At 70.7% G+C, this 15,790-nt stretch carries 15 protein-coding genes and 1 tRNA gene; 13 read left to right on the top strand and 3 right to left on the bottom strand.

Going from position 1 to position 15,790, the window contains the following annotated elements:
• Positions 1–97 precede the first annotated feature (97 nt).
• Positions 98–1,444, top strand: coding sequence for an ATP-binding protein (locus ACFZAM_RS26010; RefSeq protein WP_355342080.1), 1,347 nt, complete (start codon positions 98–100; stop codon positions 1,442–1,444).
• Positions 1,441–2,121 (top strand): response regulator transcription factor, encoded by a 681-nt coding sequence (locus ACFZAM_RS26005; protein ID WP_093716893.1) that lies wholly within the window; start codon positions 1,441–1,443, stop codon positions 2,119–2,121. The genes ACFZAM_RS26010 and ACFZAM_RS26005 overlap by 4 nt, the downstream gene beginning before the upstream one ends.
• A gap of 132 nt (positions 2,122–2,253) precedes the next feature.
• On the opposite strand, the gene ACFZAM_RS26000 is transcribed toward ACFZAM_RS26005, so the two are convergent.
• A complete protein-coding gene (locus ACFZAM_RS26000) occupies positions 2,254–2,871 on the bottom strand; it encodes a DUF461 domain-containing protein (protein ID WP_355342083.1) in 618 nt (205 codons plus the stop codon).
• Between the two features lie 544 nt (positions 2,872–3,415).
• On the opposite strand from ACFZAM_RS26000, the gene ACFZAM_RS25995 reads away from it, so the two are divergent.
• From ACFZAM_RS25995 to ACFZAM_RS25960, 8 genes are all read left to right on the top strand, one after another.
• Complete coding sequence (locus ACFZAM_RS25995; protein WP_033174074.1) at positions 3,416–3,898, top strand: CarD family transcriptional regulator; 483 nt, start codon at positions 3,416–3,418, stop codon at positions 3,896–3,898.
• A 277-nt stretch (positions 3,899–4,175) separates the two neighbouring features.
• Positions 4,176–4,952 (top strand): 2-C-methyl-D-erythritol 4-phosphate cytidylyltransferase, encoded by a 777-nt coding sequence (gene ispD, locus ACFZAM_RS25990; protein ID WP_391049672.1) that lies wholly within the window; start codon positions 4,176–4,178, stop codon positions 4,950–4,952.
• On the top strand, positions 4,942–5,532 hold the full coding sequence (gene ispF, locus ACFZAM_RS25985; protein WP_391049670.1) for a 2-C-methyl-D-erythritol 2,4-cyclodiphosphate synthase: 591 nt from the start codon (positions 4,942–4,944) through the stop codon (positions 5,530–5,532). Before ispD ends, ispF begins: the two co-directional genes overlap by 11 nt.
• 97 nt (positions 5,533–5,629) lie before the next feature.
• Entirely contained in the window at positions 5,630–6,019 is a 390-nt protein-coding gene (locus ACFZAM_RS25980; RefSeq protein ID WP_355342090.1) for a PPOX class F420-dependent oxidoreductase, read from the top strand.
• 150 nt (positions 6,020–6,169) lie between these two features.
• Complete coding sequence (cysS, locus tag ACFZAM_RS25975) at positions 6,170–7,561, top strand: cysteine--tRNA ligase (RefSeq protein WP_355342093.1); 1,392 nt, start codon at positions 6,170–6,172, stop codon at positions 7,559–7,561.
• 181 nt (positions 7,562–7,742) lie between these two features.
• Positions 7,743–8,702 carry a 23S rRNA (guanosine(2251)-2'-O)-methyltransferase RlmB gene (rlmB, locus tag ACFZAM_RS25970; protein ID WP_355342096.1) on the top strand — a complete coding sequence of 320 codons (960 nt, stop codon included), beginning with the start codon at positions 7,743–7,745 and terminating at the stop codon, positions 8,700–8,702.
• A 366-nt stretch (positions 8,703–9,068) separates the two neighbouring features.
• Complete coding sequence (locus ACFZAM_RS25965; RefSeq protein WP_391049790.1) at positions 9,069–10,640, top strand: DoxX family membrane protein; 1,572 nt, start codon at positions 9,069–9,071, stop codon at positions 10,638–10,640.
• A 384-nt stretch (positions 10,641–11,024) separates the two neighbouring features.
• Positions 11,025–12,248, top strand: a complete 1,224-nt coding sequence (locus tag ACFZAM_RS25960; protein ID WP_391049667.1) for a hypothetical protein — start codon at positions 11,025–11,027, stop codon at positions 12,246–12,248.
• On the opposite strand, the gene ACFZAM_RS25955 is transcribed toward ACFZAM_RS25960, so the two are convergent.
• Both ACFZAM_RS25955 and ACFZAM_RS25950 read right to left on the bottom strand, forming a co-directional pair.
• Positions 12,236–12,496, bottom strand: a complete 261-nt coding sequence (locus ACFZAM_RS25955) for a hypothetical protein (RefSeq protein WP_391049665.1) — start codon at positions 12,494–12,496, stop codon at positions 12,236–12,238. The two genes, ACFZAM_RS25960 and ACFZAM_RS25955, sit on opposite strands and share 13 nt — an antisense overlap.
• A 113-nt stretch (positions 12,497–12,609) precedes the next feature.
• Positions 12,610–12,683, bottom strand: a tRNA-Thr gene (locus ACFZAM_RS25950).
• 184 nt (positions 12,684–12,867) lie between these two features.
• On the opposite strand from ACFZAM_RS25950, the gene ACFZAM_RS25945 reads away from it, so the two are divergent.
• From ACFZAM_RS25945 to ACFZAM_RS25935, 3 genes are all read left to right on the top strand, one after another.
• Positions 12,868–13,998 carry a sn-glycerol-3-phosphate ABC transporter ATP-binding protein UgpC gene (locus ACFZAM_RS25945; RefSeq protein WP_355342187.1) on the top strand — a complete coding sequence of 377 codons (1,131 nt, stop codon included), beginning with the start codon at positions 12,868–12,870 and terminating at the stop codon, positions 13,996–13,998.
• 329 nt (positions 13,999–14,327) lie between these two features.
• Positions 14,328–14,756 carry a hypothetical protein gene (locus ACFZAM_RS25940; protein ID WP_188280613.1) on the top strand — a complete coding sequence of 143 codons (429 nt, stop codon included), beginning with the start codon at positions 14,328–14,330 and terminating at the stop codon, positions 14,754–14,756.
• 120 nt (positions 14,757–14,876) lie between these two features.
• On the top strand, positions 14,877–15,740 hold the full coding sequence (locus ACFZAM_RS25935; protein ID WP_391049663.1) for a sugar phosphate nucleotidyltransferase: 864 nt from the start codon (positions 14,877–14,879) through the stop codon (positions 15,738–15,740).
• Positions 15,741–15,790: the final 50 nt, after the last annotated feature.

The following is a 15,790-nucleotide window of genomic DNA, read 5'->3' as shown; positions in this document are numbered from 1 at the left end:
ACCACTCCCCACGTGAAGGTGAACTCTTGGCAACGAGCATCCGAGAGGTAGCTTCCGGGGTTGTGGATCGCTTGCGCGACCCACCTAACCTGGGGCTATGGACGTGAACGCGGCAGTCGCCGCAGCCAGTGCGATAGCCGGTCTGCTGACCGGTGTGATCGCCGTGCTCGCGTTCCGCTGGAGCGAGCGGGAACAGGCCCGCCCCACCCGTACGGCCATGCGGCCCGACAACATGACCGGCGCGCTGCCGCCGGGCGTGGACACCGTCCTTTCGGTCCTGCGGTCCTCCGCCGTCGTCCTGGACGAGGGCGACACGGTGGTCAAGGCCAGCTCGGCGGCGTACGCCCTCGGGCTGGTACGCGGCGGCCGGCTGGCCGTCGACCAGATGCTGCAGATGGCCCGCGAGACCCGGCGGGACGGCGAGATACGGCAGGTGGAACTGGACCTGCCGCGCCGCGGTGTGAGCCGCGGCGAAGGTCTCGCGGTCTCGGCGCGGGTCGCCCCGCTGGGCTCCCGGCTGGTGCTGCTGCTGGTCGAGGACCTCACCGAGGCCCGGCGGATCGAGGCGGTCCGCCGTGACTTCGTGGCGAATGTCAGCCACGAACTGAAGACCCCCGTGGGGGCGCTCTCCCTGCTGTCGGAGGCCGTCATGGACGCCTCCGACGACCCCGAGGCGGTCATCCGCTTCGCGGGCCGGATGCAGATCGAGGCCACCCGGCTGACCAGCCTGGTCCAGGAGATCATCGACCTCTCCCGGGTCCAGGACGACGACCTGCTCGACGACGCCGAGCCGGTGGCCGTGGACGACCTCGTCGCCGAGGCCGTCGACCGCTGCCGTCACCAGGCCAATACCAAACAGATCACCATGGCTACCGGAACCACCCCTGACCTGCACATATGGGGAAACCGGGGCCAGCTCGCCGCCGCCCTCGGCAATCTCGTCGAGAACGCTGTCAACTACAGTCCGGCCCGTACGCGGGTCGGCATCGCGGGGCGCAGGATCAACGCACCCGGCGGGGATCTCATTGAGATCTCCGTCACCGACCAGGGCATCGGCCTCTCCGAGAAGGACCGCGACCGGGTCTTCGAGCGCTTCTACCGGGTCGACCCGGCGCGCTCGCGGGCCACCGGCGGCACCGGGCTCGGGCTGTCCATCGTCAAACACGTGGCCGCCTCGCACGGCGGGGAGGTCACCGTGTGGAGCGCCGAGGGTCAGGGCTCCACCTTCACACTGCGGCTTCCCGAAGCCGGGATCGCCCGCGACCGCGCACTGCCGCCCGGCACCGATCCTGTGGCCGAGGCGGACGCGGACCCCGACTCCGATCCCGACTCCGACCGCGACTCCGATCTCGATTCCGACCAGGAGTCGCTGGACGAGCCGTCGGACGAACAGCTCTTCCGCTCTCTCCCCGAACACATCCCCGCCCCGGAGGTCCTTCCGTGACACGCGTACTCGTCGTCGAGGACGAAGAGTCCTTCAGCGACGCGCTGTCGTACATGCTCCGCAAGGAGGGCTTCGAGGTCGCCATATCCGCGACCGGGCCCGACGCGCTGGACGAGTTCGAGCGCAATGGCGCCGACCTGGTGCTGCTCGACCTCATGCTGCCGGGCCTGCCCGGCACCGAGGTCTGCCGCCAGCTCCGGCTGAAGTCCAATGTCCCGGTCATCATGGTGACCGCCAAGGACAGCGAGATCGACAAGGTCGTCGGCCTGGAGATAGGCGCGGACGACTATGTGACCAAGCCGTTCTCCTCGCGGGAGCTGGTCGCCCGCATCCGCGCGGTGCTCCGCCGCCGCGGCGAGCCCGAGGAGATCTCCCCGGCCGCCCTGGAGGCCGGTCCGGTCCGGATGGACGTCGACCGGCACGTGGTCACCGTCTCCGGCGGCAAGGTCGACCTCCCGCTCAAGGAGTTCGACCTGCTGGAGATGCTGCTGCGCAACGCGGGCCGCGTCCTGACCCGTATGCAGCTCATCGACCGGGTCTGGGGCGCCGACTACGTCGGTGACACCAAGACCCTCGACGTGCACGTCAAGCGGCTGCGCGCCAAGATCGAGCCCGACCCGGGCGCGCCGCGCTATCTGGTGACGGTCCGCGGCCTGGGCTACAAGTTCGAGCCGTAAACCCGGGTCCGGGCCTTGGACCCGGGCCCTGACACAGCGCGCGGACGGCATAGTGCGTCCCGGATTCGTATACGGGAAAGGCCCGGTGGCGAGCGTGCCACCGGGCCGTTTCAGGTTGTCCGAAAACCGACCTCAGGAGGTCGGGGTGGCGGTGCCCGTCGGGGTCGCGGTGTCCGTCGGCGTGGCCGAGCCGGTGGGCGTGGCAGAACCGGTCGGCGTGGTGCTCGGCGTCGGCGCCTGGGTGGTCGGCAGCGAGCTGGGACCGAACTGCTGGTAGTCGCCGGTGGCCGGGATCACGTTGAGCTGGATCGCGACGGGCCCGGAGGAGCTGAACTCGAACACGGCGTTCTGCACGTCGCCGTCCCGCAGCGCCTCGGTGCCGCTGTCCACGACGGCGGACGGGTTGCCCTTGCCGCCGAGGAGCACGGTGCCGTGGCCGGGGACGCTGACGGTCTGGCCGCCGTCCTTGTCCGCGAGCGTGACCCTGGTCGAGCCGAGCTGGACGGACTGGAGGGTCTGGGCGTCGTCGCCGTTGTTGAACAGGCGCGCGGAGACCGTCGCGGGTCCGTTGCCGGCGCTCTGGGTGAGCACCACGGCGTTCTGTACCTTGATCACGCCGTGGGTCACGGAGTCGCTGTCCGGTTGGACCTTCAGGGTCTGCGCGTCGTTCCCGGCCGCGCAGGCGGCGAGCGGGGCGAGCGAGAGCGCGAAAACGGCGGCGAGGGCGCCGCGACGGAAGCTGCGGACCACGGCGGCGGCATCTCCTAGATCAGGTTCGGAAGATCTTCCAGCGGCCTTAGATTACCGAGCCGTTGACGCGCCCGCGCACCGGGTGGCCCCTGGGAGCCCGGCTCACCCGCGCGGTTCACCCGCCCGGTGGCGGGCCGGGTGCGCGTACCCATTGCATTCCGCATTCCCCCGACGTGATTACCCGACGTCGTTCATGATCGGCGCGGCCGGTTTTCCGCGAGTGTTCCGCCGTTGTTCCACGACTGTGCAAAATTGGATCATCTGCGGGCAGGTTCCCGAACGGAGTAGCGATGATCCACTCGTCCGGGAGCGACAAATAGGGACGTACTGCCCCTTGTTCGGCGGCGGTAGAGCCTGTAACGGCGGCGTTTCAGCCTCCCCGTATACCTGCTCCCACCTGCGGATACCTCGCGCGGGAGGCATGCTCCAGCACGTCCCGGGGGCCGTTGTCAAGCCCTGAGATATGCTCTGACCTGCGAAAACGCCATTCAGATGAGGGCGTTCCCGTGTTACCCTGGATAGCCACGGAAGGGGTACCTGTCACATGACGTTCAAGGTTGGCGACACCGTGGTCTATCCCCATCACGGGGCCGCGCTGATCGAGGCAATCGAAATTCGCCAGATCAAAGGCGTGGACAAGACCTACTTGGTGCTCAAGGTCGCCCAGGGCGACTTGACGGTACGTGTGCCCGCGGACAATGCGGAGTTCGTCGGCGTACGCGACGTGGTCGGTCAGGAGGGTCTGGACCGGGTCTTCGAGGTGCTGCGCGCGCCGTACACCGAGGAGCCCACCAACTGGTCCCGGCGATACAAGGCAAATCTGGAGAAGCTCGCTTCCGGCGATGTCATCAAGGTCGCAGAAGTGGTCCGCGACCTGTGGCGTCGTGAGCGCGAGCGCGGCCTGTCGGCCGGCGAGAAGCGCATGCTCGCCAAGGCCCGGCAGATCCTGGTCAGCGAACTCGCTCTGGCGGAGAACACCAACGAGGACAAGGCCGAGGCGCTGCTCGACGAGGTTCTCGCGTCCTAAGATCCTCGCGCGCGCCCACCACGTGCCATCGAGGTTCTCGTTTCTCGTCTCAATCGGCGTGGCCACGCCGACCGTGACGTACGGCGACGCACTGCCCCCGGAAACACCACCCGAGGGAATTACCGCGGCACCCGGTCGGGCATGACGACCGGGTGCCGCGGCATGCTTGTGCCCGCGTACGGAGACATACGGCCGGAGACATACGGCACCGCTCACCAGGCGGTACCGGGCGTGGCACATCCCCGCGGACTTCACGGAAGGGGTCCGCGGTGAGCGCATGCCCGGCACTGTCCCCAACCTCGGCTGGGGGTACTCCCAGCCGATACCCACCTCATACAAGGACACAAACCTGCGTACCGCAGCAGTCATTCCCGCCGCCGGCCGTGGACTTCGGCTCGGCCCCGGCGCGCCCAAGGCCCTGCGCACCCTCGGCGGGGTGCCCATCCTGGTGCACGCCGTCCGCGCGATGGCCCGCGCCCGCGCCGTCGACGTGATCGTGGTCGTCGCCCCGCCCGAGGGCGTCCCCGAGGTCAGGGCGCTGCTCGACGCCCACGGCCTGCCCGAGTCCACCGACATACGGGTCGTCCCCGGCGGTGACGTACGGCAGGAGTCGGTACGGCTCGGCCTCGCCGCGCTCCCCGACGACGTGGACGTCGTCCTCGTGCACGACGCGGCCCGCCCGCTGGTGCCGGTGGAGACCGTGGACGGCGTGGTCGAGGCGGTACGCGGCGGCGCCCCCGCCGTCGTCCCCGCGCTGCCGCTGGCCGACACCGTCAAGAGCGTCGACGCGGTCACCCATCTGGTCACCGGCACCCCGGAGCGCGCCCTGCTGCGCGCCGTCCAGACCCCGCAAGGCTTCGACCGCGGCACGCTCGCCAAGGCGCACGCCACCGTCACCCGCGATGTCACCGACGACGCGAGCATGGTCGAACAGCTCGGCGTACCGGTGCTGGTCGTGCCGGGCCACGAAGAGGCGTTCAAGGTCACCCGCCCGCTGGACCTCGTACTCGCCGAGGCCGTACTCGCCCGCAGGAGGGCCACCGATGGCTACTGACGGCCCGCTCGGGCACGGGGTGTCCGGGTCCGATCTGCCCGGCGGCGATCCGTCCGGGTCCGGTCTGCCCGGCTCCGGCCTGCCGCCCGGCTACGTGCTTCCCCAGGTCGGCATCGGCACCGACATCCACGCCTTCGAGGAAGGGCGCGAGCTGTGGTGCGCCGGACTCCTCTGGGAGGGGGAGGGGCCGGGGCTCGCCGGGCACTCCGACGCCGACGTCGTCGCCCACGCGGCCTGCAACGCCCTGTTCTCCGCCGCCGGGCTCGGTGACCTCGGCGCCCACTTCGGCACCGACCGGCCCGAGTGGGCGGGCGCCTCCGGGACCGCCCTGCTCACCGAGGCCGCCCGGATCGTGCGCGACGCGGGCTTCGTCATCGGCAACGTGGCGGTCCAGGTCGTCGGCAAGCGCCCCAAGATCGGCCGCCGCCGCGACGAGGCCCAGAAGGTCCTGACCTCGGCGGTCGGCGCCCCCGTCTCGGTGAGCGCCGCCACCAGCGACGGCCTGGGCTTCCCCGGCCGCGGCGACGGCCTCGCGGCCGTCGCGACGGCACTGGTGGTCCGCGCTCACCCGCACGAGTGAGCGAGGAAAACCCACGGGCGGGTGAGGGAATTCTCCGCCCGTCCGGCACGTTGCGTAGCCGGAAGATCACCGCCCCGGCATGTGAAAGGACCCGCTCATGGCCGCCCTCCCGGACTCCGCCCGCGCCCTGATCGACGGCAAGAATTTCGCGACCATCGCCACCCTCCAGCCCGACGGCCAGGCCCAGTTGTCCGTCGTGTGGGTGACGCGTGACGGTGACGACGTGCTCGTCTCCACCAAGGAGGGCCGTCGCAAGCACCTCAATCTGCTCAAGGACCCCCGCACCACCGTGCTGGTGACCCCGGTCGACAACCCGTACAAGTACCTGGAGATCCGGGGCACGGCGACCCTCACCCGTGAGGGCGGCGACGACCTGATCAACGCGCTGAGCCGGAAGTACACCGGTGAGGAGTACGGCAACGACGAGCCCGGGGACGTGCGTGTCGTCGTACGGGTGAGCGCGGACCGGATCGTCGAGCACGGCTGAGCCGCGCGGGGCCGCCGTCCGTACGGCCGGGCCGCCGTCCAGCCGGGCGGGGCCGGGGCGCGGGGGTCGCCGTACAGCCGATTGTCACCGTTGTGTGTGCCCTGTGTCAGACCGCACAAGGCACCCGCTCCGGGCCACTACCCTTGTGGAGTGACTATTCGCCTGTACGACACCAACGCGCGCCAGGTCCGTGACTTCGTCCCGCTCACGCCGGGCTGCGTCTCGATCTACCTGTGTGGCGCCACCGTGCAGGCGGCCCCGCACATCGGGCACATCAGGTCCGGGCTCAACTTCGACATCATCCAGCGCTGGTTCCGCTACCGCGGCTACGACGTCACGTTCATCCGCAATGTGACGGACATCGACGACAAGATCCTCGCCAAGGAGGCCGACCAGGGCCGCCCGTGGTGGGCGATCGGGTACGAGAACGAGCGCGCCTTCACCGCGGGCTACGACGCGCTGGGCTGCCAGCCGCCCACGTACGAGCCGCGCGCCACCGGCCACGTACCGGAGATGATCGAGATGATGCGCGGCCTCATCGAGCGCGGGCACGCGTACGAGGCCGACGGGAACGTGTACTTCGACGTGCGCTCGTTCCCCGAGTACCTGGAGCTGTCCAACCAGGAGCTGGACAATCTGCGCCAGCCCGAGGGCGAGGGCGAGACCGGCAAGCGGGACCAGCGGGACTTCGCGATGTGGAAGTCGACCAAGCCCGGCGAGCCGTCGTGGGAGACCCCGTGGGGCCGCGGCCGTCCCGGCTGGCACCTGGAGTGCTCGGCGATGGCCCACAAGTACCTGGGCAGCGTCTTCGACATCCACGGCGGCGGGATCGACCTGATCTTCCCGCACCACGACAACGAGATCGCGCAGGCCAAGGCGTACGGCGACGAGTTCGCCCGCTACTGGGTGCACAACGCCTGGGTCACCATGAGCGGCGAGAAGATGAGCAAGTCGCTCGGCAACTCGGTGCTGGTCTCCGAGATGGTGCAGCGCTGGCGGCCGATCGTGCTGCGCTACTACCTGGGCACCCCGCACTACCGGTCGATGATCGAGTACAGCGAGGAGGCGCTGCGCGAGGCGGAGTCCGCCTTCGCGCGGATCGAGGGCTTCGTGCAGCGGGTCATCGAGAAAGCCGGGCCGGTCGAGCCCGCCGCCGAGGTGCCGCCCGCCTTCGCCGAGGCGATGGACGACGACCTGGGAGTGCCGCAGGCGCTCGCCGTGATCCACACCACCGTCCGGCAGGGCAACAGCGCGCTGACGGCGGACGACAAGGAGACCGCGGTCGCGCGTCTGGCCGAGGTCCGTGCGATGCTCGGAGTGCTGGGCCTCGACCCGCTCGACGCGCACTGGACGGGCGCCGACCGCGGCGACGACCTGCACGGCGTCGTGGACTCCCTGGTCCGGCTGGTCCTCGAACAGCGGCAGTCGGCCCGCGCCCGCAAGGACTACGCGACCGCCGACGCGATCCGCGACCAGCTCGTACAGGCGGGTCTGGAGATCGAGGACACACCGACGGGTTCGCGCTGGACGCTGCGCGGCTGACCGATCCCGCGGCCGACCGCCTCAGCGGCCGACTGCCTCCGTGGCGGACCGCCTCCTGGCGGATCGCCTCCGCGGCCCCGGTCGACGGGCCCGACCCGTCGCCCCGACCCGACCCGACCCGTATATCCGTACGCCGGACCCATGTCCGGCGAGCATGACCGAAGCGAAGTGAGAGTGCCCCATGGCCGGGAACAGCCAGCGCAGGAACCGCCGTACATCCAACAAAAAGGGCGCCACGGTCGGCAGCGGCGGGCAGCGGCGCAGGGGCCTTGAGGGCAAGGGCCCGACGCCGCCCGCGGAGGCGCGCAAGGGCCACAAGAAGAACCGCGTCGCCAACGCGGCGGCCAAGCGGGCCGTCTCCTCGCAGTCCCGGCGCCCGTCGGGCCGCGGCTCCAAGTCGACCTCCGAGCTGGTCGTCGGCCGCAATCCGGTGGTGGAGGCGCTGCGCGCCGACATCCCGGCCACAGCTGTGTACGTCCAGCAGTTCATCGAGAACGACGACCGGGTACGGGAGGCGCTGCGGCTGGCCACCGACCGCGGCGTACCGCTGCTCGAAGCCCCGCGCCCCGAGCTCGACCGGCTCACCGCGGGCCTGAACCACCAGGGCCTGGTGCTCCAGATCCCGCCGTACGAGTACGCGCACCCGGACGATCTGGCCGCCGCCGCGCACGACGCGGGCGAGGACCCGCTGATCGTCGCGCTCGACGGTGTCACCGACCCTCGTAACCTCGGCGCCGTCGTCCGCTCGGTGGCGGCCTTCGGCGGGCACGGCGTCGTCGTGCCCGAGCGGCGCGCGGCCGGGATGACGGCCGGTGCGTGGAAGACGTCCGCGGGTACGGCGGCGCGGGTGTCGGTGGCGCGCGCCACCAACCTCACCCGCACCCTGGAGTCGTACCAGAAGGCCGGGCTCACCGTCGTCGGCCTGGCCGCGGACGGCGACCTCGAACTGCACGAGCTGGACGCCCTGTCGGGGCCCGTCGTCATCGTCGCGGGCAGCGAGGGCAAGGGGCTGTCGCGGCTCGTCAGCGAGACGTGCGACCTGCTGGTGCGGATTCCGATGCCGGGCGGCGCGGCGGAGTCGCTGAACGCCGGTGTGGCGGCGGGTGTTGTGCTGTACGAGGCGTCGCGGCGCAGGGCCTGAGCGGTGGTCGTGGTGCCGGGCCTGAGCCGTGGTCGTGGCGCCGGGACTGTGGCGGGTCGTGGCGCCGGGGCTGTGGCGCCGCGTCTGTGGCGGCTCGTGGTGGCGGGTCGTGGCGCCGGGTCTGAAAAGCCTGCGCGGCGCAGGCTCTGAGCCGCCCTGTGACCCTTCCTGAGGCGTTCTCGGACGCGTCTTCGAAATGTCATCGCCGGGGCGCTGACCGGGCGTTGACGGGTCTCGGACATCGTGGGGGCGCGGAGGCAGTGTCCTAAACGTCCGTCACTCGGTTAGATGAGTGTGGACACCAGAACACCCCGCACTCCTACGGGGGGAGGGTTGCCCGGCTTCGACGAGCCCGCTCCGTTGAGCATGGCCAGGGTGCCGAGCGATCCCGCCCAGGTCATCGTCAATCACGCGAGCTTCCGGGTGCAGCTCGGCGCGACCCCGGGCCGTGCCCTCAGCCTCGACGACACCGCGCAGATCCCCGTCGTGACGCAAGCGCGGCCCGGCGCGGCCGGGCGGCGGAAGCTGTCGCCGGTGGTGTGGTCGGGCCGCTCCACGCCGGGCGACCCGGCGGCCGGGGAACTGCTCCAGGCGGTCCGCCGCGCGGGCGTGGCCGGCGGCGCGAACTCCTCCGGCGCGGCCACCCAGGTGCTGCCGCGGATCGACGACACCACGGCGGCGCCCCCCGTGCCGACCGTCGTGGGCCAGCGCGGCGCGCAGTCCCCGACCGGCCTGCTCAGCGGCGTACGCCCGGCGACCGGCGCGTACGACGAGGGCGCGGACGGCGGTTCCGACGAGCAGCGGGTGGGCTACGTCGGCGACTCCTCGTCCGTCGACGGCGCCGAGCGCAGGCCGCGTACCCGCAACGGCGAACCGGCCAAGCACGCCTGGTACCCCGACCGCCGGATGAACCTCGGCATTGTGCTGCTCCCGCTGCGGATCTTCCTCGGCTTCGTGTCGATCTACGCGGGCATGGGCAAGCTCTGCGACCCCGTCTACTTCGACGGCGGCAAGCGCGGCTCGATGGTCACCTGGCTCAACTCCCTGCACCCGTGGGCCCTCGCGGAGCCGCTGCGCGACGCCGCGCTCAACCACCCGGTGGGCGCGGGCCTGAGCATCGCCTTCCTCCAGGTGGTCGTCGGCGTCCTGACCGTCTGCGGTCTGTGGCAGCGTGTCGCGGCCTTCTTCGGCGCGGGCCTGTCGATCGCGCTACTGGTGACGGTGAGCTGGCGGACGGTCCCGGTGTACGACGCCCCGGACTTCATCTACCTCGCCGCGTGGAGCCCGCTGATCATCGCGGGCGCGCCGGTGTACTCCATCGACGGTCACCTCGCAGGGGACGCCTGGCGGCGGCTCGGCCCGCGCGTCACGGTGTGGGACCTGCGCCGCCGGGTGCTGCGGCGCGGCACGGTGCTCGCCACCGTGATCGCCGGTCTGACGCTGCTGATCGGCTCGGTGCTCGGCGCCGCCGTCCGCGCGTCGAGCACGCACGACGACAGGCCGCAGCGGCCGACGGTCATTCCGACCAACAATCTGCCCGGCTCCCCGCTGCCCGAGGTCTCGGGCGGCAGCGGGCCGCAGGGCGCGTCGCCGAAGCCGTCGGCGTCGCCGAAGTCCAAGAAGAAGGGCGAGGACAAGAAGAAGGCCAAGGGGCAGCCGACGTCCAAGGCGCCGACGTCCTCGTCGTCCACGTCCTCCTCGTCGACCGGCGGCGGCCACTCCGCGGGCTCCCGCCCGACCAGCGGCTCGACGTCCTCCTCCAGCGGCGGTTCCTCCGGCGGGACTTCGCAGGCCCCGCCGCCCGCCCCGCCCTCCCAGCCGGAGGCTCCCGCCCCGTCCGCCCCGGCCCCCAAGCCCACCCAGGGCGCCATCGGCGGCCTCCTCGGCCTCCACGTCCTCGGAGACCCCTCCGCCCCGTCCCCCACCCGCACCTCCTGACCCTTCCCCACCCCCAGGACCGCGCCCCCGCCCCAGAGGACGCGGTCCTCACGCCACGCCGATCATCCCCCCGGGAAAGGACCTCACGAGACGTCGTCCAGACCATGCTCGGCCACAAGTCCGCGACCCTCACCCTCGACGTCTACGGCCACCTCTTCCCCGACCGCCTGGACGAGGTCTCCAAGAAGATGCACAAACGCCGAGCCATGGTCCTCGCCAGAGGACGCGCTACCGGCCTGGCAACGGCCGGACTCCCGTTGGATGTCGTCCCCCCGCTTCCGAGCGGGGCGGCGTCAACGGCTGCACGCCCGGTCACGGGTGAGCGTTCTCATGGCCGGCACTCGTGGTGGCGTCGCTCTGGACGGCCGGGCAGGATGCACGTCCATGAATGCTCCTCTGCGCGTCGTCCTGCCTGGCCAGGCGTGGAATGTCGTGGCCGATGATCCGGCCGGTCTGCTCTTCGTCATCGGCTACGGCGCGAATCCCATGGAGACCGTCCTCACCGCCGTCAGCCAGACGGGACGTGCGGAGTGGCAGCGCTCGTTCCCGGGAACCGGTCACCCGTGGGTGCGGGCCACCGGCCGTGGAACCGTCTGGGTGTCCCGCCCTGAATCGACCTGGCGGGTTCTGGATGAGATCGACGCGGACGGCCGGACCGTCAACTCCGTGGTCCCGCCCAGCTGGCCCGGCGAGGACATCGGCACCTTCGCCCTGTTGCCCGACGGCTTCTGCATCCTGTGGACTGCGGCGCGCGGACCCCTTCGCCGCGAGGGGCCCATGAGCGAACCGCGGATCTCCCGCCACCGCGAAGACGGCACCCGCGTATGGTCGACCCCGATCCGCTTCGGCGACATCTCGTATCCCGGAATAGTCGAGATCAGCGAGGACTCCGGCTGGCAGGCGCGGCAGAAACCCGCGTGGGCGCCAGGTGAGGTCAGCGTGGCTTACCACGAGCCGCTGATGATTGCCGGGGACAGCGTGGCCGCGTCTTTCGAAGACCTAAGAAGCGGACTCGGCCGCACGTTCTTTCTCGATCTACGCACGGGCAAGACATCGGCCGCGACGGCAGCCGCGCCCGGCGGGCACAAAGCGATCGACGGGGACCGGGGCTTCCTCATCGGCGCCCAGGGTTACGGAGCCCTGGAGACAACGCGTTGGACCTCCGAAGGCGCCCGCGTCGCCACCTGGCCTAGCCACGGAACGCTCGCGATCGGTGCTGACGGCGTCGTCTCGATTGTCGAAATGGAGAACCGGCTGCCTTCTCACTCCAGATATCAGCGACTTGCGCCGGACGACACCTTGACCAGCGGCCCGGGCCTGCCCGGCTACTACACCGCACCCGCCGCAGTGGACCAGGAAGGAACCACCGTCTACTGGCGCAACGACCAACTGACCGCCATCGACGCCGGCCTGAAGGCCCACACACTTGCAGAACTTCCTGGCACCGGCGTTACCAGCCGCGTCCTCATTCTGGACAACGGCATGGTCGCCCTCACCCTCGGCAAGGAACTGCACCTCGTACCGACACCGCTCGCCCCGCTCGCCGCAAGCACATGGCCCTGCGCCGACCACAACCTCCAAGGCAACCCCGTCGCTCAAGCGGTGTGACCGTGGGGAGTTGCGGGACAGCCTTGAGTCAGTCGTCTCGGCCCAGGAAGGCGTCCAGAGCGTCGGTCGCGCGCCGCTCGGCGGATCTCGTCGGGCGAGCTGCCCAGCTCCTCGATGTCCTCGGCGTTCAGGACGAGCTGACCGCCGTACCCCCGGTACTCCGGCTTCAGTGACGCGCGCACCAGCGTCTCGACCCGGTCCACGAGCTTGTCGTACCGCCGCTTCGCCAGCTCGTCCTTGGGAGGCACCGGCTGCCTCCTCCCCACCCCGTCCGGGACACGATGTGTGCTGAATGTGTGCCGGACGGGAAGTGCCCCACCGCTCACAAGGGCGGCGGGGCACCTGACCAGCACAGACGAAGAGCCCCCTGTCGGATTCGAACCGACGACCTTCGCTTTACAAGAGCGGTGCTCTGGCCAGCTGAGCTAAGGAGGCGCAGGAGAAGTGTAGCGGGCACGGATCGGGGGGTGGGAGGGAAAGTGGGGGGCGGGGGGCTGGTGACAAGGGGCGGGGGGCAAGGTAGCGTCACGGGAAGGTTCACACAGTGTGGACTGGACCAATCCTTCCTTTACTCGGATCGTCCGGCACGTTCCTGCCGGTGAAGGGACTGTAATCAGTCATGGCAACTGTCACGTTCGACAAGGCGACCCGCATCTACCCCGGTGGCGACAAGCCCGCGGTGGACGGCCTGGAGATCGAGGTCGGGGACGGCGAGTTCCTGGTTCTCGTCGGGCCCTCGGGTTGCGGCAAGTCGACCTCCCTGCGCATGCTCGCGGGTCTCGAGGACGTCAACGCGGGTGCGATCCGGATCGGTGAGCGGGACGTCACGCACCTGCCGCCGAAGGACCGGGACATCGCGATGGTGTTCCAGAACTACGCGCTGTACCCGCACATGACCGTCGCGGACAACATGGGCTTCGCCCTGAAGATCGCGGGCGTCAACAAGGCCGAGATCCGCAAGCGGGTCGAGGAAGCCGCGAAGATTCTGGACCTCACCGAGTACCTGGCGCGCAAGCCGAAGGCGCTCTCCGGCGGTCAGCGCCAGCGTGTCGCGATGGGCCGCGCGATCGTCCGTGAGCCGCAGGTGTTCCTCATGGACGAGCCGCTGTCGAACCTCGACGCCAAGCTCCGCGTCCAGACCCGTACGCAGATCGCGAGCCTCCAGCGCCGTCTGGGCGTCACGACCGTGTACGTGACGCACGACCAGGTCGAGGCCATGACCATGGGTGACCGCGTGGCGGTCCTCAAGGACGGCATCCTCCAGCAGGTCGACAGCCCGCGGAACATGTACGACCGCCCCGCGAACCTCTTCGTGGCCGGCTTCATCGGCTCCCCGGCGATGAACCTCATCGAGGTGCCGATCACCGACGGCGGCGTGAAGTTCGGCAACGCGGTCGTGAACGTCGAGCGCGAAGCGGTGCAGGCCGCGTCCGACAAGGGCGACCGTACGGTCACCGTCGGCGTCCGCCCCGAGCACTTCGACATCGTCTCCGAGAACGACAGCTCCAAGGCGCTGACGAAGGAGGGCCCGGCGGGTCTCGCTGTCACCGTCAACGTCGTCGAGGAGCTGGGCGCCGACGGTTACGTGTACGGCTCGGCCAAGGTCGGCGACGAGGACAAGGACGTCGTCATCCGCGTCGGCGGCCGCGCGATCCCCGAGAAGGGCTCCGTGCTGCACGTCGTGCCGCGCGCCGGTGAGACGCACGTCTTCGCCACCTCCTCCGGCGAGCGCCTGACCGACAACCGCTGATCCACCGGTTCCTCCACGCCGACGGCCCGCCGGTACGTGACTCCTCACGTACCGGCGGGCCGTCGCCGTGTGCCACCGGTACGTGCCCTGCCGGTACGTGTCCCGCCAGTACGTGCCCCGCCGCTACCTGAGCCGCGCCGCCGCGTCGCCGCCTCGCCCCCCGCCTCGCCCCCACCCCCGCCATCCGTACACGTTGTCGACAAATACATACGCATATCCGGCCTTTCGGGTGTGTTCGTCAACACCCGAACACCCTCTCCGAGATTTTCACTCCCTCGTCAGGGTGACTAAATGTCGCCAAATCATCACCAGTCGCTACGATCCGATGCGTGAACCAGGTAGCTCGCCGTCTCGGCAAGACATTCGCGCTCGTTCTTCCGGTCGTTCTCGTGCTGTCGGGAACGCTCGCCGTCACCCGCGTCCCGTGGGCGGACTCCTCCTCCGACTCGCAGGTGCTCACCGCATCCGCGAAGACGAAGGAGCAGGTTGCCGCGCAGGATGCCTCCAAGGCACCGCAGGAGGTGCTGCGCCGCCGTCTGTTGGACGAACTCCAGGAGAAGGACCCCGGCGCCGCTCTGACCCAGTTGCAGGTCGAGATGGCGCGTCAGCCGTCGCTCGCACGGTACTGCGCGTCGATCGCCCGGTCGCTGGGGCGCGCCGCCGTCGCCAAGTACGACGGCGCCACGCAGCGCGCCCAGGCGTGGTCGCGCCCGGTGTGCGACACCGCCTTCGCGACGGGCGTCGCCTCGGTCGGCTGACATCGCTGTTGACGGCGGCCTCTCCGGCCGCCTCCCACCACCGGCACGCGCGAGGAACCCCTTGCGGCGTACGGCCCGCCCGGTGCGGGACGTACGCCGCCTTCGCATAGGGTGCGCTGCATGACGCGCGCCGACGACCGTTCCCCCTCGACCGCCCACGACGCCTCGCGCGCCGAGGCCACGCACCACGCCGCCGCGCCGGATGACGCCTCGCGCCACGCCGCCGCGCCGGATGACGCCTCGCGCCACGACGCCGCGCCGGTCACCCAGGCCGTGCTCCTGGCCGGCGGCCAGGGCTCGCGGCTGCGGCCGTACACCGACGACCGCCCCAAGCCGATGGTGGAGATCCCCGGCACCGGGACGCCGATCATCGGGCACCAGCTCGCGTGGCTCGCCGCCGAGGGCGTCACCGACGCCGTCGTGTCCTGTGGCCACCTCGCCGAGGTGCTCCAGGAGTGGCTGGACGGCACCCCGCAGCCGCTGAACGTGACCACGGTCGTCGAGCGCGAACCGCTGGGCCGCGGCGGCGGGTTGAAGTACGCGGCGGCCTCGCTGCCCCGGCCCGACGAAGCCTGGTACGCCACCAACGGCGACATCTGGACCCGCTTCTCGCTCCGCGAGATGGCCGCCTTCCACCGTGAGCGCGACGCGATCGCCACCCTCGCGCTGGCCCGCCCCCGTATCCCGTGGGGCGCCGTCGAGACCAACGAGTTCGGCCAGGTGCTGGACTTCATCGAGGCCCCGCCCTCGCCCTTCCTCATCAACGCGGGCGTGTACGTCTTCGCGCCCGGCTTCACCGCCCAGCTCCCGGACCGGGGCGACCACGAGCGCACCACCTTCCCGCGGCTGGCCCGCGAGCGGAGGCTGGCCGGTTTCCCGATCCCTCAGGGCGCCTACTGGCGGGCCATCGACACCGCCAAGGACCTCACGGAGGCGGCCAAGGAACTCAGCGCCCGCCCCGTGCAGCCGCCCGCCGCCGTCTGACCCCCCGCCCCGCCTCCGCCCTGGGCATTGCGGGGTGTGAAGGGTGGTGC

The organism is Streptomyces sp. NPDC008079, assembly GCF_042957385.1.
Classification (GTDB): domain Bacteria; phylum Actinomycetota; class Actinomycetes; order Streptomycetales; family Streptomycetaceae; genus Actinacidiphila.
The sequence above is the reverse complement of the archived record's forward strand: the minus strand, read 5'-3'. Positions and strand labels throughout refer to the sequence as shown.

Excerpts from the sequence above, each read along its gene's own strand:
- ACFZAM_RS25995 (WP_033174074.1), top strand. The coding sequence starts at position 3,416 with ATGACGTTCAAGGTTGGCGACACCGTGGTCTATCCCCATCACGGGGCC.
- ACFZAM_RS25965 (WP_391049790.1), top strand. The coding sequence starts at position 9,069 with ATGGCCAGGGTGCCGAGCGATCCCGCCCAGGTCATCGTCAATCACGCG.
- ispD (WP_391049672.1), top strand. The coding sequence starts at position 4,176 with ATGCCCGGCACTGTCCCCAACCTCGGCTGGGGGTACTCCCAGCCGATA.
- ACFZAM_RS25935 (WP_391049663.1), top strand. The coding sequence starts at position 14,877 with ATGACGCGCGCCGACGACCGTTCCCCCTCGACCGCCCACGACGCCTCG.
- ispF (WP_391049670.1), top strand. The coding sequence starts at position 4,942 with ATGGCTACTGACGGCCCGCTCGGGCACGGGGTGTCCGGGTCCGATCTG.
- ACFZAM_RS26010 (WP_355342080.1), top strand. The coding sequence starts at position 98 with ATGGACGTGAACGCGGCAGTCGCCGCAGCCAGTGCGATAGCCGGTCTG.
- ACFZAM_RS25960 (WP_391049667.1), top strand. The coding sequence starts at position 11,025 with ATGAATGCTCCTCTGCGCGTCGTCCTGCCTGGCCAGGCGTGGAATGTC.
- ACFZAM_RS25945 (WP_355342187.1), top strand. The coding sequence starts at position 12,868 with ATGGCAACTGTCACGTTCGACAAGGCGACCCGCATCTACCCCGGTGGC.
- ACFZAM_RS25980 (WP_355342090.1), top strand. The coding sequence starts at position 5,630 with ATGGCCGCCCTCCCGGACTCCGCCCGCGCCCTGATCGACGGCAAGAAT.
- rlmB (WP_355342096.1), top strand. The coding sequence starts at position 7,743 with ATGGCCGGGAACAGCCAGCGCAGGAACCGCCGTACATCCAACAAAAAG.